This window comes from Rhizobium sp. SVR5-2C (genome assembly GCF_056755115.1).
This window is the reverse complement of the sequence record NZ_JBNDHT010000010.1, coordinates 43,471-64,612: the sequence shown is the minus strand read 5'-3', so window position 1 is coordinate 64,612 and position 21,142 is coordinate 43,471. Positions and strand designations below refer to the sequence as shown.

Annotated in this window: 22 protein-coding genes and 2 pseudogenes; 14 read left to right on the top strand and 10 right to left on the bottom strand. The window is 58.1% G+C overall.

Annotation, left to right across the window (positions count from 1 at the left end):
• Positions 1 to 23: 23 nt before the first annotated feature.
• The 10 genes from ACPYOI_RS05015 to ACPYOI_RS04970 all read left to right on the top strand — a co-directional run bounded on the left by ACPYOI_RS05015 (position 24) and on the right by ACPYOI_RS04970 (position 9,778).
• Positions 24 to 791: a maleate cis-trans isomerase family protein gene (locus ACPYOI_RS05015; RefSeq protein ID WP_481422622.1), complete on the top strand. Its 768-nt coding sequence runs from the start codon at positions 24 to 26 to the stop codon at positions 789 to 791.
• Positions 792 to 1,237: 446 nt separating this feature from the next.
• Positions 1,238 to 2,035, top strand: a complete 798-nt coding sequence (gene ehuA, locus ACPYOI_RS05010) for an ectoine/hydroxyectoine ABC transporter ATP-binding protein EhuA (protein ID WP_481422639.1) — start codon at positions 1,238 to 1,240, stop codon at positions 2,033 to 2,035.
• 12 nt (positions 2,036 to 2,047) lie between these two features.
• The gene (ehuC, locus tag ACPYOI_RS05005) at positions 2,048 to 2,728 is read left to right on the top strand and encodes an ectoine/hydroxyectoine ABC transporter permease subunit EhuC (protein ID WP_481422621.1); all 681 of its coding nucleotides are present in this window, start codon (positions 2,048 to 2,050) and stop codon (positions 2,726 to 2,728) included.
• Positions 2,725 to 3,384, top strand: a complete 660-nt coding sequence (gene ehuD / locus ACPYOI_RS05000; RefSeq protein ID WP_481422620.1) for an ectoine/hydroxyectoine ABC transporter permease subunit EhuD — start codon at positions 2,725 to 2,727, stop codon at positions 3,382 to 3,384. The genes ehuC and ehuD overlap by 4 nt, the downstream gene beginning before the upstream one ends.
• 69 nt (positions 3,385 to 3,453) lie before the next feature.
• On the top strand, positions 3,454 to 4,299 hold the full coding sequence (gene ehuB / locus ACPYOI_RS04995) for an ectoine/hydroxyectoine ABC transporter substrate-binding protein EhuB (protein ID WP_481422619.1): 846 nt from the start codon (positions 3,454 to 3,456) through the stop codon (positions 4,297 to 4,299).
• 490 nt (positions 4,300 to 4,789) lie between these two features.
• Complete coding sequence (locus ACPYOI_RS04990) at positions 4,790 to 4,945, top strand: hypothetical protein (protein WP_481422618.1); 156 nt, start codon at positions 4,790 to 4,792, stop codon at positions 4,943 to 4,945.
• Positions 4,946 to 5,135: 190 nt separating this feature from the next.
• Complete coding sequence (locus ACPYOI_RS04985) at positions 5,136 to 6,452, top strand: hydantoinase/carbamoylase family amidase (RefSeq protein ID WP_481422617.1); 1,317 nt, start codon at positions 5,136 to 5,138, stop codon at positions 6,450 to 6,452.
• A complete protein-coding gene (gene pyrC / locus ACPYOI_RS04980) occupies positions 6,449 to 7,540 on the top strand; it encodes a dihydroorotase (RefSeq protein ID WP_481422616.1) in 1,092 nt (363 codons plus the stop codon). The genes ACPYOI_RS04985 and pyrC overlap by 4 nt, the downstream gene beginning before the upstream one ends.
• Positions 7,537 to 8,208 (top strand): orotate phosphoribosyltransferase, encoded by a 672-nt coding sequence (locus tag ACPYOI_RS04975; protein ID WP_481422615.1) that lies wholly within the window; start codon positions 7,537 to 7,539, stop codon positions 8,206 to 8,208. Before pyrC ends, ACPYOI_RS04975 begins: the two co-directional genes overlap by 4 nt.
• A 28-nt stretch (positions 8,209 to 8,236) precedes the next feature.
• Complete coding sequence (locus ACPYOI_RS04970; RefSeq protein ID WP_481422614.1) at positions 8,237 to 9,778, top strand: aspartate ammonia-lyase; 1,542 nt, start codon at positions 8,237 to 8,239, stop codon at positions 9,776 to 9,778.
• 278 nt (positions 9,779 to 10,056) lie between these two features.
• Here the strand turns inward: ACPYOI_RS04970 and trxA are convergent.
• A pseudogene (trxA, locus tag ACPYOI_RS04965) lies at positions 10,057 to 10,379 on the bottom strand (thioredoxin).
• 144 nt (positions 10,380 to 10,523) lie between these two features.
• Here trxA and ACPYOI_RS04960 point away from each other — a divergent pair.
• Both ACPYOI_RS04960 and ACPYOI_RS04955 read left to right on the top strand, forming a co-directional pair.
• Positions 10,524 to 10,880: a hypothetical protein gene (locus ACPYOI_RS04960; RefSeq protein WP_481422613.1), complete on the top strand. Its 357-nt coding sequence runs from the start codon at positions 10,524 to 10,526 to the stop codon at positions 10,878 to 10,880.
• A gap of 186 nt (positions 10,881 to 11,066) precedes the next feature.
• Positions 11,067 to 11,309: a carboxymuconolactone decarboxylase family protein gene (locus ACPYOI_RS04955; RefSeq protein WP_481422612.1), complete on the top strand. Its 243-nt coding sequence runs from the start codon at positions 11,067 to 11,069 to the stop codon at positions 11,307 to 11,309.
• An 8-nt stretch (positions 11,310 to 11,317) separates the two neighbouring features.
• On the opposite strand, the gene ACPYOI_RS04950 is transcribed toward ACPYOI_RS04955, so the two are convergent.
• From ACPYOI_RS04950 to ACPYOI_RS04940, 3 genes and pseudogenes are all read right to left on the bottom strand, one after another.
• Positions 11,318 to 12,075, bottom strand: a protein-coding gene (locus ACPYOI_RS04950) for an IS5 family transposase (protein ID WP_481422611.1) whose coding sequence is annotated in 2 segments (ribosomal slippage) — positions 11,318 to 11,739 and positions 11,739 to 12,075 — 759 coding nt in all. Because the reading frame shifts where the segments join, the coding sequence is not laid out codon by codon here.
• A gap of 90 nt (positions 12,076 to 12,165) precedes the next feature.
• A protein-coding gene (locus tag ACPYOI_RS04945; protein ID WP_481422610.1) for an IS5 family transposase occupies positions 12,166 to 12,902 on the bottom strand; the annotation gives its coding sequence in 2 pieces (ribosomal slippage) (positions 12,166 to 12,566 and positions 12,566 to 12,902; 738 coding nt in all).
• An 86-nt stretch (positions 12,903 to 12,988) separates the two neighbouring features.
• Positions 12,989 to 13,752, bottom strand: a pseudogene (locus ACPYOI_RS04940) (IS5 family transposase).
• 462 nt (positions 13,753 to 14,214) lie between these two features.
• Between ACPYOI_RS04940 and ACPYOI_RS04935 the strand changes: the two are divergent.
• A complete protein-coding gene (locus tag ACPYOI_RS04935) occupies positions 14,215 to 14,670 on the top strand; it encodes an Lrp/AsnC family transcriptional regulator (RefSeq protein ID WP_481422609.1) in 456 nt (151 codons plus the stop codon).
• A gap of 162 nt (positions 14,671 to 14,832) precedes the next feature.
• Here the strand turns inward: ACPYOI_RS04935 and ACPYOI_RS04930 are convergent, their stop codons facing one another.
• The 6 genes from ACPYOI_RS04930 to ACPYOI_RS04905 all read right to left on the bottom strand — a co-directional run bounded on the left by ACPYOI_RS04930 (position 14,833) and on the right by ACPYOI_RS04905 (position 19,886).
• A complete protein-coding gene (locus ACPYOI_RS04930) occupies positions 14,833 to 15,792 on the bottom strand; it encodes an arginase family protein (RefSeq protein WP_481422608.1) in 960 nt (319 codons plus the stop codon).
• A gap of 24 nt (positions 15,793 to 15,816) precedes the next feature.
• On the bottom strand, positions 15,817 to 16,512 hold the full coding sequence (locus ACPYOI_RS04925; protein WP_481422607.1) for an ABC transporter permease: 696 nt from the start codon (positions 16,510 to 16,512) through the stop codon (positions 15,817 to 15,819).
• Positions 16,509 to 17,198 carry an ABC transporter permease gene (locus ACPYOI_RS04920; RefSeq protein ID WP_481422606.1) on the bottom strand — a complete coding sequence of 230 codons (690 nt, stop codon included), beginning with the start codon at positions 17,196 to 17,198 and terminating at the stop codon, positions 16,509 to 16,511. Before ACPYOI_RS04920 ends, ACPYOI_RS04925 begins: the two co-directional genes overlap by 4 nt.
• 4 nt (positions 17,199 to 17,202) lie before the next feature.
• A complete protein-coding gene (locus ACPYOI_RS04915) occupies positions 17,203 to 17,970 on the bottom strand; it encodes a transporter substrate-binding domain-containing protein (RefSeq protein ID WP_481422605.1) in 768 nt (255 codons plus the stop codon).
• A gap of 44 nt (positions 17,971 to 18,014) precedes the next feature.
• On the bottom strand, positions 18,015 to 18,785 hold the full coding sequence (locus ACPYOI_RS04910) for an ABC transporter ATP-binding protein (protein WP_481422638.1): 771 nt from the start codon (positions 18,783 to 18,785) through the stop codon (positions 18,015 to 18,017).
• Between the two features lie 174 nt (positions 18,786 to 18,959).
• Positions 18,960 to 19,886 carry a LysR substrate-binding domain-containing protein gene (locus ACPYOI_RS04905; protein ID WP_481422604.1) on the bottom strand — a complete coding sequence of 309 codons (927 nt, stop codon included), beginning with the start codon at positions 19,884 to 19,886 and terminating at the stop codon, positions 18,960 to 18,962.
• Between the two features lie 201 nt (positions 19,887 to 20,087).
• On the opposite strand from ACPYOI_RS04905, the gene ACPYOI_RS04900 reads away from it, so the two are divergent.
• On the top strand, positions 20,088 to 21,137 hold the full coding sequence (locus tag ACPYOI_RS04900) for an ornithine cyclodeaminase (RefSeq protein WP_481422603.1): 1,050 nt from the start codon (positions 20,088 to 20,090) through the stop codon (positions 21,135 to 21,137).
• The last annotated feature ends 5 nt before the right edge of the window (positions 21,138 to 21,142 follow it).

The window sequence follows — 21,142 nt, the reverse complement described above, 5'->3', positions numbered from 1 at the left end:
CGAAGATCACTGGAGGAGAAAGCATGAAGCCAAGAGACATGTACGATTGGAATGCCGCAACTGCGAACTCAGCCGAGGCCGATAATCGCGTCTCCATCGGTGTCATTCTGCTGGCCAATGATCTGGCATGCGAAGGGGATCTCAGGACGTATCTGGAGCCGGTGAAGGGTGTCCGGCTCTTTACGACGCGGATCGCGATGGCAGCAAAAGTGTCCAGGCATGCTCTGGGAGATATGGCGAAGCACCTGAGCGGTGCCTGCCAAGTCCTGGTGCCGGAGGCCCGGCTCGACGCAATCGCATTCGCCTGCACGTCAGGAACGGTGGTGATCGGGGCGGACAGCCTGACGGGCCTGTTGGAGACAACCCGTCCGGAAAGCTACGTCTCGACACCTATACACGCCGCCAGTCGCGCTTTTCGTGCGATCGGTGCGCACCGAATTTCAATTCTTGCGCCTTATCCACTGGATGTCGCGGATTTTATCCCTGAATATTTCGAGGCTGAAGGCTTCAAGATCGACCGCTGCACGACTTACAACCTGCAAGACGAAGCCGCGATGAATGCCGTCAGTACGGTTAGTCTCATACAAGCCGGGGTTTCGGCGATGGATCCGATGAGTGACGCCCTGTTCATCTCATGTACGGGGCTCAGAACCTGTGACGCAATAGCTCCATTGGAGCAAAAGCTTGGCAAACCTGTTGTAACGAGCAATCAGGCACTCGCTTGGGACTGCCTGCGGCATGCAGGTTTGGCCGATCAGGTCGCCGGCCGGGGAATACTTTTCAGCGCGTAGTTTTGCAGCCGGATCGCCCCACGCAGTTGCTCGACAAACCCTACCGAAGGGCCGGCAATCGCCGGCCCTTCGGTGCCTCTATCAAACGGCGCATGATCGGCGTCTTTAGTTTTACCTCTCTCAAACTTTTGGCCCTATCAATTTGAATGTAAGAATAAATCAGCCAATGATAGACTGATTAACAATAAGATTATGGGAACAAAAACATGGCCTTAACGAATGTGGACGCAACGCGTTCAAGGTAACCATCCGTCTCGTCATCGCGACATTGCATGCTGAAATCTGCTCGAGCGCGGAAGCGCTTGTCGGCGCTCATCTATCGCATGGGACTTCGCCCATTACGTTGAAGTTAGGAAGCTCAAATGAACGCAACAACGAATCTGTCGATCAAGGCTGTCGGGCGTACCGGTCCGTCTCAAGTCGCGGGATTTCCATCACGCGAAGGGATGGCGCAGGAGACGGCTGACCGTCAGATCGAATTTCGGTCAATTGAAAAGCGCTACGGTCATCATCAGGTGCTGTCCGATCTAAGCCTCAGTATCAAGCGGGGCGAGAAAATCTCTCTGATCGGACCCAGCGGCTCGGGCAAGACAACCGTCCTTCGCATCCTGATGACGCTCGAGACCATTCAGGGCGGATCAATCTGGATTGACGGCAAGCCGCTATGGCACGAAGAGCGGAGCGGCCAGCTCGTAAAGGCCTCCGCGCAGCATTTGCGACAGCAGCGCGCTAAAATTGGAATGGTATTCCAGCATTTCAATCTTTTCCCGCATATGACCGCGTTGCAGAACATTTCTCAGCCCCAGCGGATCGTGCTGGGCCGCTCGCGAGAGGAAGCCGAGGCGCAAGCATTGGAACTTCTCGACATGGTCGGCCTTCGCGAGCGCGCCAGCCACTACCCGGCCCAGTTATCGGGCGGGCAAAAGCAACGGGTCGCGATCGCTCGCGCACTGGCGATGAAACCCGAGATCATGCTTTTCGACGAAATCACCTCGGCCCTCGATCCCGAACTCGTGGAGGAGGTCCTCAACGTCCTGAGAGAGATCTGCCGGGCGTCCGATATGACCATGCTGCTGGTGACCCACGAGATGACCTTCGCAAAGGAGTTTTCCGACCGGGTGCTCTTCATGGATGGAGGGCGCATCATCGAAGAGGGCGAGCCCGATCAACTTTTCTCCGCCCCGAGCCAGGATCGCACGCGCTCGTTTCTGCGCAAGATCATCGCAGCCGGACAACGTATCTAGCGGGAGGCTGTGATGGGGCAGTTCGACACTTTTCTCCCAATGCTTCTGCAAGGGCTGATAACGACAATTCAGATCACGGTAGTCGCCGCGGTCATAGCAGTCGTAGCGGCGACGCTCTGTGGCGTCATTCGATATGCTGCATGGTGGCTCATCCGGGCGATCGTCGGGATCTATGTTGAAATCTTTCGCGGCACGTCTTGCTACGTCCAGCTCTTCTGGGCCTTTTTCGTGCTGCCACTGCTCGGGATTACACTGTCGCCGTTCGTCGCTGCTGTAACGGTGATCGGACTGAATGTCGGCAGCTATGGTTCGGAGGTGGTTCGCGGCGCGCTGAAAGCAGTTCCGCGGGGCCAATGGGAGGCGTGCGTCGCGCTGAACTATTCGACCTGGGACAAATACCGATATGTGATCGTCCCCCAGGCGATGCGACTGGCGATCGCACCAATGGCAAATCTCACGGTCGACCTTCTGAAGATCACGCCGCTCGTATCGTTGGTGACGGTCTCTGATCTCACCTACGAGGCAATGGTCGTTCGGCAACAGACCGGAAACAGCTTCGCCACATTCCTCTCGATCCTGGTCGTCTACTTCATCCTTTCGTCCGGGATCATAGCGGTTTGCCGCCGACTCGAGGTCTATTTCAGCCGGGGCGCCGACACGTTCGTCGTGAAGAATGAGGTAACAGCGATATGAGCTTCGATTTTAATTTCGCCCTTGAAGTGCTGCCTGACCTTCTTCGTGGCTTCGCCGTTACAATCCAGGCAACGCTCGGCGGGTCGGTGCTTGCGCTGATAGTAGGTCTCGTGTTCGCGCTCGCAAACCGGTCGGAAAATCGTCTCTTGCGTGTGGTAAGCGGGTCAATCTCCGAGTTTCTGCGCCGCACCCCGCTTTTGGTGCAGTTGTTCTTCATCTTCTACGTCCTCCCCGACGCCGGAATCCTGATCCCGGCAGTTTGGGCAGGTGTATTGGCGCTTGGTCTGCACTCATCTGCCTATATGTCCGAGGTTTACAGGGCAGGGATTGAGGCGGTGCCGAAGGGCCAATGGGAAGCGGCCTTGGCGCTGAACTACGGTCCGCTGCAAACTTGGCACCGCATCATCCTTCCGCAGGCTATTCCACCCATGGTTCCGGCACTCGGGAACTATGTGGTCCTGATGTTCAAGGAAACGGCCCTTCTTGCGGTGATCACCGTGCCCGAAGCTATGAGCACCGCACGCGATATCGGCAACTCGACCTATCAGTACACCGAGCCGGTTACTGTGGTCGGTATCCTCTACCTTATCATCAGCATTCCAGTGGTCTTCGCGCTCCGCCTCATTGAGAAGCATGTGCATCAGGAAGCCGCTTGACCGAAACCCCCAGCAATCGGATGCCACACCTTTGCGGGGCCTAAAATCGTGGCCTAAGGAATCATGGAAATGGGGAACAATACTAAAATTTCCTTCTGTTTGTCGGTAGCGATTGCAATCGCGGCATCTGCCGTGACAGCGGCAAAGGCCGACGACACCATAGGGCGGCTAAAATCGGCCGGCGTCGTCCAGATCGGTATCGCTCCCGAGCCGCCCTACGCGATCATCGGCTCGGACGGTGCGCTGACCGGAGCCGATCCCGACATCTCTCGCGAGGTTTTCAAGAATCTTGGCGTCGGCGATATCAAGGCGAACTCTGTCGATTGGGGCGCTCTTATCCCGGGTTTGATGGCAAGCCGTTTCGATATCGTCGCGACCGGACTTTTCATTCGACCAGAGCGTTGCAAGGCCGTCGCATTCTCGCAGCCGTTGCTCTGCACCCGTGAAGGATTCCTTGTCAAGAAAGGGAACCCGCTCGGACTGCACAGCTACGCCGATCTTGCCCCCAAGAATGCCAAGATATCCACCGTCGGGGGTGGGGCCGAAGAAAAGCAGGCTTTGGCAATGGGTCTTTCGCGCGGCAACCTCATGGCCGTCAGCGATATTTTCAATTCTGTCGAGCTTCTGAAGAGTGGGCGCGTTGACGTCATCGCATTCCCGGACGTGACGCTTCGCGCAGCGATGGAACGAGCCGGCGGAGATGAATTCGAGCTCGTTTCCGATCTCAAAGGCGAGCCGATTCAGTGCGCGGCAGCCGCGTTCAAGAAAAGCGATACAGCACTTCGCGATGCCTACGATGCTGAGGTCGATAAACTGAAGCAGTTGGGCCAGCTGGAGAAAATTCTCACCAAGTACAATTTCGACCCTAAACTCGCATCAGCGACGAACCGCGACGCTCTTTGCCAAGCGAACTGAAACGCGGTTTTTCGACGAAAGCTTTCGTTGCCTATTGAAACTAGGGCATGCCTGAGAACAACGCTCAGGCATACCCGGGGCCACCCGTCCTCACGCGCCTCCCGAAACCCTGGCTTGGCGCTCTGTCGATCTCATTTCCTCAAATCAATATTGCCGCAGAGGGACAGCGCTCCCGTTGAAAAGTCGGCCTTGCGCGTTTTGATGCCGTCCGGCGGGATCGCCGCGCCAGTTTCTTGAACAGACGTGGCTCCTCTATCGATATGCCGATTCGAAGCCCTTTCAGACCCATGCGCGGTGCTGCTTTTTGCACATCCATGTCATCGGATTGTGTTGGCAAACCGCACCGGCTCCCGTCATGAAAGTTTGATAAAAGTAAAAGTAAACGAGCGTACTTAGCTATCCAACTGAAGCTACTCTCGAAGTAGCTTTCATGTCGGAGGGCGGCGGCAGAACCTGTCGCAAGCCTATTCTAAAAAGGGAAACTTCTGTGATGGAACGAGGCATCGGTTACGTCGTCGCTGAAATGATGAGGACGCCCACGATCGAGAACGACTTGAGGTCAAGCAAGGCGCTTCTTCTTGGAGCGCTTGTCGGGTTGACCATCTATGGGTGTTTCGTCGCCGCGGTCATGACCTCGGCGAACTGACGGCCGCCTTCACCGGTTCCAGACTGGCATAAACTGAAGTTGACCATGATTGGCAGCTGCAGATGATTTCGTTTTGTCGATGCCAGCCTCATTACACAGAAACACGCAAATGGCAGCAGGTTCCGAGAAAGTCGCTCCCATGGAGCGGCCCGGGCCTCTGCTGCCTGAGAGCAGCGGATAAACAACGAAGATGAGACAAACGGCTGGACTTACTGTTAACGGCGATGGCGGCGAAATCGCCTGCTTGAACGCTCAGAGCCTGGACCGTGCGCTTAGTGAAGCGCTGTTCAACGAGCTGCGCGAGAAGAGCTTTGATGGCGTCGGAATAACGAGAGACAGTTACGGACCTGGCGAAAGTCTTGCCCTCGATATCATCGAACGCGCTGCAGTTGAGATTGGCTTGATCGTTGAACGCGATCGCGGTGCAAACCTGGTGATCGCTCTTCCGGGACAGGATACCGCAGAGCCTTGCATAGCCTTCGGATCTCATCTGGACTCGGTCCCGCAGGGCGGGAACTTCGATGGCGCTGCGGGGGTGATCGCTGGCCTGGCGATTCTCGCGACCTTCAAGCGTGAAGGCTTTCAGCCTCGACGGACGCTAAAACTCTTCGCCTTGCGGGGCGAGGAAAGTGCGCGGTTCGGCAAGGCCTATATCGGCTCGAGCGCGTTGTTCGGCAAGTTGACGCAGGAGGATCTGAACGCCCCTGCGGCCGACAGCGGCCGCAAGCTCCTGGACTGCATGCGGGATGTCGGCGTCGACATTGACCGCGTTTGCCAAGGCGAACCGCTACTTGATTCGGGATCGATTGCCGCGTGGCTCGAGTTGCACATCGAACAAGGGCCGGTGTTGATTGCCCGCCAGCAAGCGATTGGCGTCGTGACCGGCATACGAGGCAATCTGAGACATCGCCATGTCGAGTGCATAGGAGAAGCCGGTCACTCCGGTGCGGTGCCAAGATGGCTTCGGCACGACGCCGTTTTTGCGTGCGCGGAGCTCCTGGTACACATCGACCGCCATTGGCGCACGCTTCTGGAGCGCGGCAGAGACCTCGTCGTGACGTCAGGCATATTCGGCACGATACCGGATGAACACGCCATTGCGCGCATCCCCGGCACGACCAGGTTCAGCTTCGAAGTGAGAAGCCAGCATCGTGAAACGCTGGACGCATTTTATGACCTGTTCCGATCCGAATGCGCATCCGTCGCAGAGGATCGTGGTGTCCGCTTCGCTTTTGACCGGCTGGTCGCGTCCGCACCTGCACTTATGGATCGAACATGGATCGATCGCTTGACAGGCGCGGCAAGCAGGCTTGGACATTCCTGCGAAGAGATGGCGAGCGGCGCGGGCCACGATGCCGCGGTATTCGCGAATGCTGGGATTCCCAGCGCGATGATCTTCGTTCGCAATGCCAACGGATCGCACAATCCGCAAGAAGCGATGGACATAGACGATTTTCTGGTGGGCGTCGACACGCTTCGGGCCGCAATCAGAGAGGCAGCACAATGAGGATTTCGGCTTTATTCGAGAGATCTCCCGATAACGGCATCGAGCCTGACAGATTGACGATCAGGCGACCAGACGACTGGCATATCCATCTGCGCGATGGCGCCATGCTGAAGGCGGTCCTGCCGTTCACGGCGGCCCAGTTCGCCCGCGGCATAATCATGCCGAATCTGGTGCCGCCGGTCACGACAGCCGAGGATGCGATCGCATATCGGGAACGGATATTGGCCGCTCGACCGGCCGACTGCGACTTCCAGCCGCTCATGACCTGCTATCTTACCGATCACACGTCGGCGGACGAGGTCGAACGCGGTTTTGCCGAGAAGGCATGGGTCGCTGCCAAACTATATCCGTCTGGTGCGACAACCAACGCCCATCACGGCGTGACCGACGTTCGCCTCGTCGCAACCGTCCTTGATCGGATGCAAAAAATTGGGATGCCGCTGCTGGTGCATGGCGAGGTCACCGATCCAGAGGTTGACATCTTCGATCGCGAAGCGTGCTTTATCGAGCGAATAATGATCCCGCTTCTGGAACAGTATCCGGCGCTGAAAGTCGTCATGGAACACGTGACGACGAGCGAAGGGGTCGCTCTCGTTCGTGAATATGCGCCGCGAATGGCCGGCACGGTCACCCCTCATCATCTGACGATCAACAGGACATCTCTCTTTCAGGGCGGTCTGCGACCACACCTTTATTGCCTGCCTGTCGCCAAGCGTGAGCAGCACAGGCTTGCCCTAAGGAAGGCCGCAACGTCCGGAGAGCCGAGCTTTTTCATCGGTACGGACACTGCACCGCATGTGCGCGGTGCAAAGGAATCTGCCTGCGGTTGCGCGGGGGTATTTGTCGGCACCACGGCACTGCAGACCTATGTGCAGGTTTTCGACGAAGAAGATGCGCTGGCAAATTTTGAAGCATTCGCATCTCTCAACGGTTCGGCTTTTTACGGGCTTCCGCCCAACACGGGGACCATCGAGCTCGTCAAGAGTCCTTCGAGGTTTCCCCCGGCGATCGAGGTTGATGGTCAGGACGTCGTCGTCTTTCGCGGTGACGAAAACCTCGCTTGGTCAATCGGAAAGATCGAGAAATGACAGATCCGGCCGGAGCCAAGATCGCCAAACTCCTTTTCGAGAGTCGCGCGATCGGAATCAATCGCCACCAGCCCTACGTGCTGGCAGGTGGCTGGGCCAGCCCAGTCTATGTCGATGTGCGCCGCCTCATTGCAGAACATGCGGTGAGGGGGGAAGTCACGAAACTTGCTGCGGAATACATCAGCTCTGACGGAGTCGGCTTGCAGTGCGATATCATTGCCGGAGCCGAGACAGCCGGCATCCCGTTTGCCACGACGTTGGCGGAAGCCACGTGTCAACCGCTTCGCTATGTTCGAAAGAAACCGCTCGGCATAGGACGCAATGCGCAAGTCGAGGGCGGCAGCGTCGATGGCATGCGCGTGTTGCTCGTGGATGACATGACGACGGATGCCGCGAGCAAAGCCGGGTTTATCAAGGGGCTGCGTGCGGCTGGAGCAATCGTGACGGATATTTTGACCGTTTTCTTCTATGACGTCTTCCCGGGCGTGGACGAAGGCCTAGTGGAATCAGGTGTCGAACTCCACTCGCTCGCAACCTGGGGCGACGTGCTTCGGTATGCGCCCGGCGATGTCTTGAGCCCGGACGATCGACAGGAGCTCGAGCGATTTCTTGCCGATCCCGTCAGTTGGTCCGCTTGGCACGGTGGCCGTTCCGCCGCTCGATCCTAAACCTTCCCCAACATCAAATAGGGCTTTCATGACCGCCAAACAGTCGAAAGTTGATTCAACCCCTTCGTCCGCGGTCGCAGCACCGACGACCCGTATCGAGTCCGACCTGCTTGGCAGTGCGGAAATTCCCGCAAACGCATATTGGGGAATCCACACGCTCCGCGCCGTTGAAAATTTTCCGATCACGGGCATTCCGGTCGGGCATTTTCCCGAATTGGTGCGAAGCCTTGCTTATGTCAAGCAGGCTGCGGCGAGAGCAAATCTAAGGCTTGGTCTGCTGGATCCCCGAAAGGCGCTTGGCATCGATCAAGCCTGCGAGTTGATTATCCGCGGTGACAGATGCCACGATCAGTTTGTGGTCGATGCCGTTCAGGGTGGAGCCGGTACATCGACCAACATGAACGCGAACGAGGTGATCGCCAATCTCGCTCTTGAGATTTTGGGACATCCGAAGGGAAAATATACATCGATCCATCCGAACGACGACGTGAATAGGTCACAGTCGACCAACGATGTCTATCCGACCGCCCTACGCCTGGCGATCATCCTCTCGACCGATCCCTTGATCCGGGCACTCGATGAGCTTTCCTATGCGTTCAAGGCCAAGGCAGTTGAATTCGGCGATGTGCTGAAGCTTGGCCGAACGCAGTTGCAGGACGCCGTCCCAATGACGCTGGGTCAGGAGTTCGACGCATACTTTGCGACAATAAAAGAGGATGTCGCCCGTCTTCGCGAGGCGGCATCGCTCTTCCGGGAAGTGAACCTCGGTGCAACTGCGATCGGGACAGGGATCAATTGCGATTCCCGGTATGCCGCGCTTGCGATCGAAGAGCTTGCCCGAGCAAGCGGGCAACCATTGCTTCCTGCGGCAAATCTCATCGAGGCGACGTCCGATATGGGCGCTTTTGTTTTGTATTCGGGCGTGCTCAAGCGTGTTGCAGTCAAGCTCTCAAAGATCGCGAACGACCTGCGCCTCCTCGCCAGTGGACCCCGCGGAGGTATCGGAGAAATCAGATTACCGGCCATGCAAGCGGGCTCTTCAATCATGCCGGGAAAGGTCAACCCGGTCATCCCTGAGGTCGTAAACCAGGTTGCCTATCTGGTCATCGGTTACGACTTGACCGTTACGCTCTGCGCAGAGGCCGGCCAGCTTCAGCTGAACGCGTTTGAGCCCACGATAGGTTATGCAGTGCTTTCCGCAATAAGCCAGCTCACTCACGCGGTGTCTACATTTACCAGCCGGTGCGTCCTTGGAATTGAGGCAGATCGCGAACGTTGCCGTGCCCTTCTGGACAGTAGTGTCGCCGTGGTGACCGCGCTTGGACCGGCGCTCGGCTACGAGACGTCCTCGCGAATCGCGAAACGCGCGCTGAGTGAACACCGGCGGGTTGCCGATATCGTACTCGAGGAAGGTCTACTATCCGAACGATACCTCGAGGACTTGCTCAGCGCCGAGGCCATGACGGCTCCGTCCCGCGTGTTTCGTCAAACGGAATCCCGCTGCAACGTACCAGCCGGCAAACATCCTTCGGTCAAATCACCGGCATCAGGGGAAGACCGCACAAGTTAGTGGCTGCCTCTGCACTGGGAATGGCTTCAGACGTTGCCAGACATCATGGCCCCAGGCCGCTCGACACCAACGCGCCTTGATCTGCTGTAGGTCTTTTTGTTCGGCGGGAATCGGCCAGCGGGTGAAGGCTCTTCGTGCGAGAGCAATCAGCGCCGCTTTATCTCTGCCAGATCTCAGCCCCTTCTGGAGCAGAGCAAGGGTCTTGACTGCCGAGGCAAAAATTGACCCAAAGCTCGTTGCTCCAGAATACAAGGGTGATTATCAGTCTCGTCAGGTGATTATGCAGCGGTTGAAATCCATTCGGACAGTGCCGCCTTTGGAGCGGCTCCCACTTTCAGGCTAGCAACCTGACCGCTCTTGAAGACAGCCAGCGTCGGGATCGAACGCACCCGTGCGGCCAGCTCCCGGTTGTCGTCGACGTTGATTTTGGCGACCTTCACCACTCCATTGAGTTCATTAGCTATTTCCTCGAGGCTCGGGGCGATCATCTTGCGCGGACCGCACCATGAGGCCCAAAATCAACAACGACGGGGATCGTCGCCTCGAAAACCTCTGCTTGGAAATTGCTCTGGTCTATTTTGACGATTGCAGGTGATGACATTTCGTTCACTCCAGTTGATGTCGTGAACCTACTCCTCGAACACCGAACCATGAATGCCCCGCCTGCTCAACAGCATGGCCGCACGGATCAATTGGCACTCCAAACGTCTAGAGATCGAAAGATTCGGTGGCCGGCTGCGCAGGCATGAAGGAATTTGCCGAGGGCAAGCGCGGGCGGAAGACGAGACTGCGGTCAACGAAAGCCCTCTTGCCTCCGGTTGCGCCGATCGCCGCGATGAATTTCCGCGAGCACCTCTCCTCCCTCAAAGGCAGTCGCCCGGCGGCCGCGACCAAAGCTCGATCACTATCGCCTCATCCTTCTTTCAGCGGCGACCAACCATCTGAATTCTACAGCGGCTGGTACGCCCATGCCGGACGACCTTTTGTTTGCGCGCGACATGCAATGGATCGTCGCTTCTTCGTCCGTTCCCTTGAGCCCGCAACATCCGCTGCCGCCTCGATGGTGTTCATCCCCACGTTCTTTCGGACGCCGTCGAGGTGAAGCGCGTGATGTCGCTTTGGTGCATGCGGCCATCGCCTGCGAGGTCGTGCTCCGTAACAGACCGTTCGAACGACCCGCCGTTGTTCTTTCAGGCGGCGAGACGACTGTGGCCTTCGCAGCGAAGATGGTACAGGCGGCCGCAAAACTATTGGTGGCCGCCCACACTGTGGTGGGAAAAAACTCGGCATGAGCCGAGAAGCCATTCTGGCGCTGCGGCAGGCGCAGCCGTCGGGTGATGCGCGCAATGATGCAATAGCGAAATTTACGCACCATCTGCTCACAACAACCGGAACGGTTCCAGCCGATGTGGTCACGGCAGTTCAGCAGGCGGGTGTCACGGATGCGCAGATTGTCGACGTCACGATGTCGATCGCGAGCATTGTTTTCACCAATCTGTTCAACCGCATCAACGATACGACACTAGGATGAGGACTCATTCAACTCCAAGCGATGACTGCTGAAACGAGAGCCAGAGCTGCAAGATAGTTGCTGGCGAGGCGGTCGTATCGGGTTGCTATGCGCCGCCAGTTCTTGAGCCTACAGAAGAGGCGCTCGATGACGTTCCTGCGGCGGTATGTTTTTCGGTCCAGTGGATAGGGTGTCTTCCGTGCTGCCGATGACGGGATGACTGCGGTGATCCGGGCATGACGGAGCCAATCCCGCAGGCTGTCGGCATCGTAAGCTTTGTCTGCCAGAAGACGCTTTGTCGGCCGGATTGCCTCCAGCAGAGGAATAGCCATCTTGATGTCGGCGATGTTTCCCGGCGTCAGGGCGAAGGCGACCGGTCTGCCGCAATCATCGGCCAAACAATGGATTTTGCTCGTTCTTCCGCCACGCGACGTGCCAATCGCTTGCGCCCACGCCCCCCTTTTGAGCCCTGTGCCGAACGGTGCGCCTTGATGTGCGTGCTATCGATGGACAACTCTTGCGGCACCGGGCCAGCCGCTGCCATCTTCTCAAAGATGCGTTGCCAGACATGGCGCTGAGACCAGCGGTGATAGCGGTTGTAGATCGTCTTGGCAGGCCCGTAGACTTCGGGCACATCGCGCCAGCGGCAACCCACCTTGAGCACATGCAATATGCCGGAGATAACCCGTCGATCATCAACCCGAGGCGCACCGGGCTGGTTCTTGGGCAGATACGGTTCAAGTGCTTTCCACGCCTCGTCTGAAAGCCAGAACAATGACTTCGTCATAGCTTTGATCCTCCTCGACTCAATCGAGAAACAAAAATGCGAGCAGAATCAGTCTTTTGTTTGGGTCCACATCCTAGGATGAGGACTCATTCAACTCCAAGCGATGACTGCTGAAACGAGAGCCAGAGCTGCAAGATAGTTGCTGGCGAGGCGGTCGTATCGGGTTGCTATGCGCCGCCAGTTCTTGAGCCTACAGAAGAGGCGCTCGATGACGTTCCTGCGGCGGTATGTTTTTCGGTCCAGTGGATAGGGTGTCTTCCGTGCTGCCGATGACGGGATGACTGCGGTGATCCGGGCATGACGGAGCCAATCCCGCAGGCTGTCGGCATCGTAAGCTTTGTCTGCCAGAAGACGCTTTGTCGGCCGGATTGCCTCCAGCAGAGGAATAGCCATCTTGATGTCGGCGATGTTTCCCGGCGTCAGGGCGAAGGCGACCGGTCTGCCGCAATTGCTCGTTCTTCCGCCACGCGACGTGCCAATCGCTTGCGCCCACGCCCCCCTTTTGAGCCCTGTGCCGAACGGTGCGCCTTGATGTGCGTGCTATCGATGGACAACTCTTGCGGCACCGGGCCAGCCGCTGCCATCTTCTCAAAGATGCGTTGCCAGACATGGCGCTGAGACCAGCGGTGATAGCGGTTGTAGATCGTCTTGGCAGGCCCGTAGACTTCGGGCACATCGCGCCAGCGGCAACCCACCTTGAGCACATGCAATATGCCGGAGATAACCCGTCGATCATCAACCCGAGGCGCACCGGGCTGGTTCTTGGGCAGATACGGTTCAAGTGCTTTCCACGCCTCGTCTGAAAGCCAGAACAATGACTTCGTCATAGCTTTGATCCTCCTCGACTCAATCGAGAAACAAAAATGCGAGCAGAATCAGTCTTTTGTTTGGGTCCACATCCTAGGGCATAGACTCATAACGACCTGATCCAGATGCGCGTTGCAGCCAGCTTGATGGCGGCGAGAAAGTTGCGCGGGTCTTTGTCGTATCTGGTTGCGATGCCGCGGAACTGTTTGAGTTTGTTGAAGAAGCGTTCGATCAGATTGCGTTGGCGATAGACCCATGCGCTGAAAGGAAAGCTGGCCTTGCGGTTCCGTTTTGCCGGAATGTTGGCCCAAGCCCGTTTTTCTTTGGCCAAGTCTCGCAAGGCATTGGTGTCGTAGGCGCGGTCAGCAAGGAGGATCGCGCCTTCGCGCATGTCCTGCAGCATCGGTTCTGCCATCCTGATATCGTGGGCTTGCCCCGCTGTCAGATCAAGGCTGATCGGTCTGCCGTCGGCGTCGACGACCGCGTGGATTTTCGTCGTCAGGCCGCCGCGGGAACGTCCCATGCAGCCATTGTCTCGATCCCCCTTTTTCCCGTGGCCGCGTGCTGATGAACGCGGACACAGGAACTGTCGATCATGACAATGTCGCCGTCGAAGGCTTTTGCGATCTCGCGCAAGACATGATCCCAAACACCCGCTTTTCTCCATCGCACGAAGCGGTTGTAGCACGTGGTGTAAGGCCCATATCGCTCCGGTACGTCCGCCCAAGGCGAGCCTGTGCGGAACCGCCACAAAATGCCGTTGATCACCCGCCGGTCATCGACCCGAGGTACGCCGCGACTCTTGTTCGGCAATAAGAGCTGAATAATCGCCCATTCGAAATCTGTCAGGTCGAAACGACGCCGGGTCACGCGAGGCCTCCAAATCAGGCCTCATTGAATCATCATCCGCTCGCTTACAAAACCCCGTTTATGAGTTTGCGGCCTAGATTTTCCCGCTGCGGATTGATGCGCTAGGCTGCCGTAACGACAATTGGTGAGGGCATCGGTGAGCACGCTAGTGCCTCCGCTGGGCTATTCGCCGGAGCATCGAATCCCGCGCCACGCGGATCAGTAAAGGCTTCAAGTTGGCGGCCAGCGAATTCAATGCGACGCGGCTCCTTTGGCGATCACATGGTGCGACCATCGACCTGGCCGAGCAGCAATGGTTGTGGACATCAAACAGGTCGTCGCTGCTGCCGCGAAAGGCGACTGCATAGTCTAGGTCGAAGAAAAACATTGGGTGATTAGTCGTTCTGGCCTAATGATTCCGGGTCACCATCGTGATACCAGATCGTCAATGCTTCAAGATCTGACGCCCCTGGGAGCCCATGTATGTTGGGGACCAAAATGCAGGAAACCGCCAAATACATTCCAGACGATCTCGACAAGCGCCTCATCGCGCATCTGCGGACGGACGGACGTGCCTCGCTTTCCAAGCTTTCGGAGGCGCTCGGCGTCGCGAGAGGAACAGTTCAGAACAGGCTTGATCGTCTCATCGCATCAGGAACACTTTTGGGTTTTACGGTGCGCGTTCGCGAAGACTACGAGAGCGGCACCGTTCACGCCATCATGATGGTGGAGGTCGTGGGCAAATCGACCACGCAGGTAATCCGGAAGCTTCGCGGTCTACCGGAAATCTGCTCCTTGCACACGACGAATGGAAACTGGGATCTCGTCGCCAACATCAGGGTTGCAAGCCTTGCCGACTTTGATCGAGTTTTACGAGAGGTTCGCATGATCGAGGGCGTTTCAAATAGTGAAACCAGCCTGCTGCTCAGTTCGGTTTGATACAGGTTCTTCGAAATCATAAGGGAGTACCTACGGAACGTGCGGGTTGCGAGGTCTGGCTTGGGATTGCCAACGAGTATTCTGCGAAGCTTAGAATCCTACCTTAAGGGAGCATTCCCACAGTGGCGAGGTCAGAAGATGTCGTACACGCAATCGGGTCAATCACTTCTGGCGGACGAGAACACCCAGGGCGCTCGTGACGAGACGGGCGAATGTAAGCGCGCCAATCCCATCGACGTCCCGCTCCGGCATGAACTCGACGAAGTCCATCGCTGCGATGCGGCCGCGGCTGGCAGCGCCTTTGATTAAGTCGACAGCCTCATAGTAGCTCAGGCCGCCCGGCGCTCTGCCGATGACGCTCGGAACAAGGGCGGGATCGAGAGCATCAGCGTCGATGCAGACGATGATCTCGCTGCCCTCCGGAATCTTTTCGAGGACGGTGGAGACGCCGTTCTTGTGGAGCTCATATGCCGTCACGAATTCCACCCCCCACGAGACGGCGTCCTCGTAATCCGACGTTGCGGCCGAACCGATGCCGCGGGCTCCTACCTGGATGATGCGCTCGACATGCTCCATTTCTGACGCCCGGCGCATCGTCGAGGAGAGGCCTTGGCTTTCACCCATATGGACGTCGCGCCAGTCGATGTGGGCGTCGATCTGGAGGATTGTAAACTTCTTTCCCGGCATCGACGTGCCTAGCGCTTCGATCATCGGGATCGGAATGGAGTCGTCGCCGCCCAGAAGCACGGGCGTCGCGCCACGGCCGACGATAGTGGACACCGCCTCGGAAATCCTTGCGCGGTTGGCGGCGCCGTCACGCTCGTCGAATTCGAGGTCGCCGCAGTCGACGGGCCGCCCTAAACCTTCTATGAAGACGCGGCCGCCGTGGTCGAAGTCGTGGCGGTCGATGTTGGCCGTCAACGAGGAAGTGGCGTGGCGAAGCGCGTCCGGGCCTTTCTTGCAGTAGGCTCCGACGGAAGCATAGGGAGTAGCGCACGGAACGCCCAGGATTGCGACGGGGGCGCTCAGGGTCCCAAGATCCGTGCAACTTTCCAGCCCGAGGAACGTGGATGTTTCCGACGTTGCGCCGAAGAGCGCGCCGAGGTCCGGCTTTTCTTTCATTGTAGTTCTCCGTGGTTCGGGTGGTCAGCGGTTGCGTCCATGTTCGAGGTAGCCGGCCCACCGATGCTGGGCGAGTTGGAACGCAGAAACGAGTACGAAAGTGAAGGCGAGATAAATGGCCGCGGCCGTCAGGTATGGCTCGAGCTGGATGTAGTCGTTCAGGGTGATCGTGCGCGCCACGCCCGTCACCTCAAGGAGAGTCACCGTGCTGGCGAGCGAAGTCGCGTGCAGCATCATGATCACCTCGTTGCCATAAAGCGGCAGGGACCTTGAAAGCATCGCGGGAATAAGGATACGCCGGGCCTGCACCCAGGGGGACATGCCGTATGCACGCGCGGCTTCGATTTCTCCGACGGGAATATGCCGGAGGCCGCCCGCGAAAATCTCGGTCGTATAGGCAGTGCTGTTGAGGACGAAGGCGGCAAGGACGCAGACCATTGGACTTGACAGCCACGGCCAGACCACGCTCGTCCGCAGGAGTTCGAACTGCGCGAGGCCGAAATAGATAAGGAACAACTGCACAAGCAGCGGCGTGCCACGAAACACACATGAGTACGCGAGAACGGCAAGCCGCACCAATGTGTTGTCGTTGTTGCGAGCAAAGGCGAGAGGCAGCGCGAGCGCAAACGAAATGCCGTGCGCCGCGAATGTCAGAAGAAGCGTCAGCTTCGCGCCTTCGAGGTAGAGCGGAAAGTTGTCACGGATGACGTCCCAGTTCATCGCTGCAATACCTTTTCTCCGACGCTGAACCGTTTCGCGACCAATCCGAGGACTGCCATCGACACCAAGGTGAGGAGGAGGTAGAATCCCGCCGCGACAAGATAGAAAGTGAATGGTTTTCCAGTGGCTTCGGCTGCTCCTTTCGCACGGAACATAACGTCCTGAAGACCTATCAGGGAGACCAGCGCGGTGCCCTTTGCGAGGACGAGCCAGTTGTTGGCGAAGCCCGGCAAGGCGAGGCGGATGAGCTGGGGAAGCACGATCCGGTGGAACGTCCGCCACCCGGACAAGCCACAGGCGTGGGCGGCCTCGATCTGCCCGTGCGGGATGTTCTGCAATGCCGTCTTGAAGGTTTCCGTCATGTATGCGCCGAAGATGAGGGCAAGACTGGTGATGCCGGCGGTGACTGCCGAAAACTCGACCCGGTAATCCCATGCGAATGCGTCGCAGACTTCGTTCAGGAGGGCGGGCAGGCTGTAGAAAATGAGCAACATCACGACGAGGTCGGGAATTCCGCGTACCAGGAATGTGTATCCGCCCGCGATCAACCTTGCCGGCCGGTGCTCGGATGTCTTGGCATATGCTCCGGCGAGACCGATCACGGTCGCCAGGATCAGAGATGCCAGACCGACGAGCAGAGTCGTCGACCCTGCCGTCAGTACCGTCGTGATGTACTCCGATGTCATCGGCTCACTCGCCGAAGTACTTCGCGTCGAGCGCCTTGAGCGTCCCATCCGCCTTGATGGCCGCAAGGCCCTCGTTCACCTTCGCAAGCAGATCGGTGTTCTTCTTGTTGATTGCGATCGCGACGCCTTCGCCGAATTCCTTGGCGTCCTTACCGGTCAGTTGTGGGCCGACAAGTTCGAAGCCCTTGCCGTCCTCGCTCTTGAGGAAGCTGTGGATGATCTGCGCCTGGTAGCTGATATGCAGGTCGGCGCGGCCGGCGGCGAGCTCGAGGTAGGGAGCGCTGCCGCTGTCGTAGCGCTTGATGGTCGCGTCCGGGAAGTGCGACGTGACGTATGCGTCCATCGGAGTTCCGGTCTGGACGGCAATGGTCTTGCCCTTGAGGCCGTCCGGCGTGATTTCGAGGTTCGCGCCCTTTTTAGCGACAAAGCGAAACACCGGGTGTTCGTAGATGTCGCTGAACGCAATGACCTTGCGGCGCTTCTCGGTGACGGTGAGCTGCGAAATCAGGGCATCGTACTTGCCGTCGATGAGGCCGGGGATCATGCCGTCCCACGCGGCATTGAAGATGTCGCAGTCGAGCTTCGCCGCCTTGCAGACAGCTTCCATCAATTCGACGTCGTACCCAACAACCTTGCCGCGGGCGTCGACAGATTCGAACGGCGGGAAGGTAGCGTCCGTTGCAATCTTGACCTTCTCGGCTGCGAACGTCGGCGGAGCGATGACCGAAGCCACAAGTACGGCTGCGAGAACGGATTGAATCGGAAGTCTCATTAGTAGTTCCTCTGCTGTCGTTGCTGTATGTCACGATTGACGTACTAGTGCTTGAGGCGGCCTGCCAGGAATTGCCGCAGCCGTGGACTATCGGCCCGACCGAAAACGGCGTCTGGTGACCCTTCTTCTTCGACTTTTCCCTCATGGAGAAAGACGACCCGGCTCGATGCGTTTTTAGCGAAACCCATTTCGTGGGTGACGACGACCATCGTGCGCCCTTCCTCGGCCAGCGATTGCATGACTCTGAGCACTTCGGCGACCAGTTCGGGATCGAGCGCCGAGGTGGGTTCGTCAAAAAGGATGACTTCGGGGTTCATACTCAATGCCCGCGCGATGGCCACGCGCTGCTGTTGACCACCCGAGAGATGCGCGGGGTATTTGTCGAGGACCTTGCTGTCGAGGCCGACCTTCGCCAGGTTCGCCTTGGCGCGTTCCTCGGCTTCCTTCCTGTTGAGGCCGAGTACGCTCATCGGTGCCTCGATGACGTTCGAAAGAACGTTCATATGCGACCACAGGCAGAAGTTCTGGAACACCATCGCGAGTTTGCTGCGGACGCGTCGCAGTTGCTGCTTGTTGGACGGCTGAATTGTTCCGTGACGGTCCTTGCGGGTCGCTAGCACTTCGCCGTCGATAGCGATGGTACCGCTATTCGGACGCTCCAGGAAGTTGACGCAGCGGAGAAACGTGCTCTTGCCCGATCCGCTGGCTCCGATAACGCTGATGACGTCCCCGGCATCCGCCTTGAGGGACACGCCGCGAAGAACTTCGTGGGTGCCGTAGGATTTACGGATTTCGTGCGCGTCTAATTTAAGCATTGTTTCCAGAGTTCCCGTGCGGTCGATGCCGCTTCTTGTTGGCGGCATACTTGCGGGATCGGGACGATTGCGCAAATGACCATTCATCACGTCATCCATGATATGATATCATGAGTCGTCGTTTCCTGACTCAATAGCCTTCGCGAAATCATGACCATAAATCAGGGGAATGGCCTAAATGGCAGGCAGAGTGGCCAGTGCCGCTCCGCGGTCAAACTCGAGAAGAAGCCATCTCAGGAACAGACGCGGAGCGGATCTGCGAATGCTCGTGTTGTTGCACACAACGTGCCAGCCGCCGAAGGCGTCGATCGATATGGGGACAGGCTTCACAAGTATGCCCCTCTTGAAATCGCTCCCGGACAGGGTGTCGCTGACAAGGGCTGCCCCTGTTCCGTGGATCGCGAGATCGATAGCCATCCCGAGGTCGCTGCAGTATAGGTGGGTCGCTTCTTTGTCGGCGTCGGCGGCACCCGCTTCTGTGAACCATCGCCGCCACTCCAAGCCGTCGTCCTGGTGCAGGAGGGTCACGTGCCGGAAGTCGCGCGGCTGCAGAATCTGTCTACCCGTCCTTTCGAAGAGAATGGGACTGCAAACCGGAGTCACGTTTACGTGGGCGAGCAGGGACCACCATTTGTCGACCCAGCCTCCCGATCCGAACGAGATGCCGACGTCGATATCCGGGAGCTCGTGCACGCGCTGGTTTTCCACCAGTCGAATATGGCATTCGATCGTCGGATGAGCCTGGCAGAAGTCGTTCAGGTGCTTGGCAAGCCAGGTATTGGCGAACATCGGCGGGCAGGCGATGTCGAGCCGTCCGTGGATCTGGTCGGCGTCCGCGAGCAGAAGCGCCGTGCCGAGGATGTCCTGCATGGCGTTCGAGACGGTCCGAGCAAAGATGCGTCCTGCGTCGCTGAGTACCACGCCACGTCCGGACTTGACAAAGAGATCGCATCCCAGAGCAAGCTCAAGGCGACGTATCTGATGGCTGACGGCGCTGTCCGTCAAGTTGAGCTCGGCGGCCGCCTTCGCGAGGCTTTGATGACGAGCGGCGGCCTCGAAAGTCTTGAGAGTGGGTAACGGCAGGTTTTTGAGGTTGGTCACGGAGCGCTCTCGATCTTTTTCGGGAAAGCATACCCTATCTAGATACGTGGGAAAGACCGGGCCGTCAGCTATCGGGCCGGTTTGCAAAACGTTCGGCGTCACCTTGCAAAATGTCCAAACAGCTGACGGATATTGCTGGCTTTGCCCATTTCGATAGCCATTCCGTCACTCTAGGATTTCTTTACAACAAGGAGAAACCGGATGCCCGCACTCGCGCCTTCGCCTAAGGCTTATGTTCCGTTCATCAGCGTCGAGAATATGTTGAAACTCATTCACCAGGTCGGCTTAGAAACGATGCTGGTCGAGCTAACCGACGCCATCGAAGCCGACTTTCGCAGATGGCCGTCCTTCGACAAGACACCGCGCATCGCCTCGCACTCGACCGACGGTGTCATCGAACTAATGCCAACTTCGGACGGATCGACCTACGGCTTCAAATACGTCAACGGTCATCCCAACAACACGCGTGGCGGCCTACAGACAGTGACGGCCTTTGGCTTACTGGCGGACGTTTCGACCGGATATCCAGTGTTGATAACGGAGATGACGATGTTGACCGCGCTCAGGACCGCAGCGGCTTCGGCCATGGCCGTCCGCCATCTCGCTCCGCAGGGCGCTGCGACGCTTGCCCTGATCGGCAACGGTGCCCAGGCTGAGTTTCAGGCGCTGGCCATGAAAGGGGTCGTGGGGATCTCGAACGTGCGCCTCTACGACATAGACCCCGCGGCGACCGAGAAGACCAGGCGCAACCTCGCGGGCACCGGACTGAATGTAATTGTCTCCGCCTCAGCCCAGGCCGCTGTGGAGAGTGCCGACATCATCACCACCTGCACGGCCGACAAGCAATACGCGACGATCCTCACGGACAACATGATCGGTGAAGGTGTCCACATCAACGCTATCGGCGGCGACTGCCCGGGCAAGACCGAGCTCCACCCCGACATCCTGCTGCGCGCCGACACATTCGTGGAATACGAGCCGCAGACCCGGGTGGAAGGCGAGATCCAGCAGATGGATGCGGACTATCCCGTCACTGAATTTTGGAAGGTAGTGACTGGCGAGGCCCCCGGACGCCGTGACGCAAGGCAGATCACGCTGTTCGATAGCGTGGGCTTTGCAGTCGAAGATTTCTCGGCGCTACGCTACGTCCGCGAAAAGATGTTGGAGGCCGGACTTTTCCAAAACCTCGACATGATCGCCGACCCGGATGATCCGCGGGATCTCTTCGGCATGTATCTCAGAGCGAAGTGAGAGCG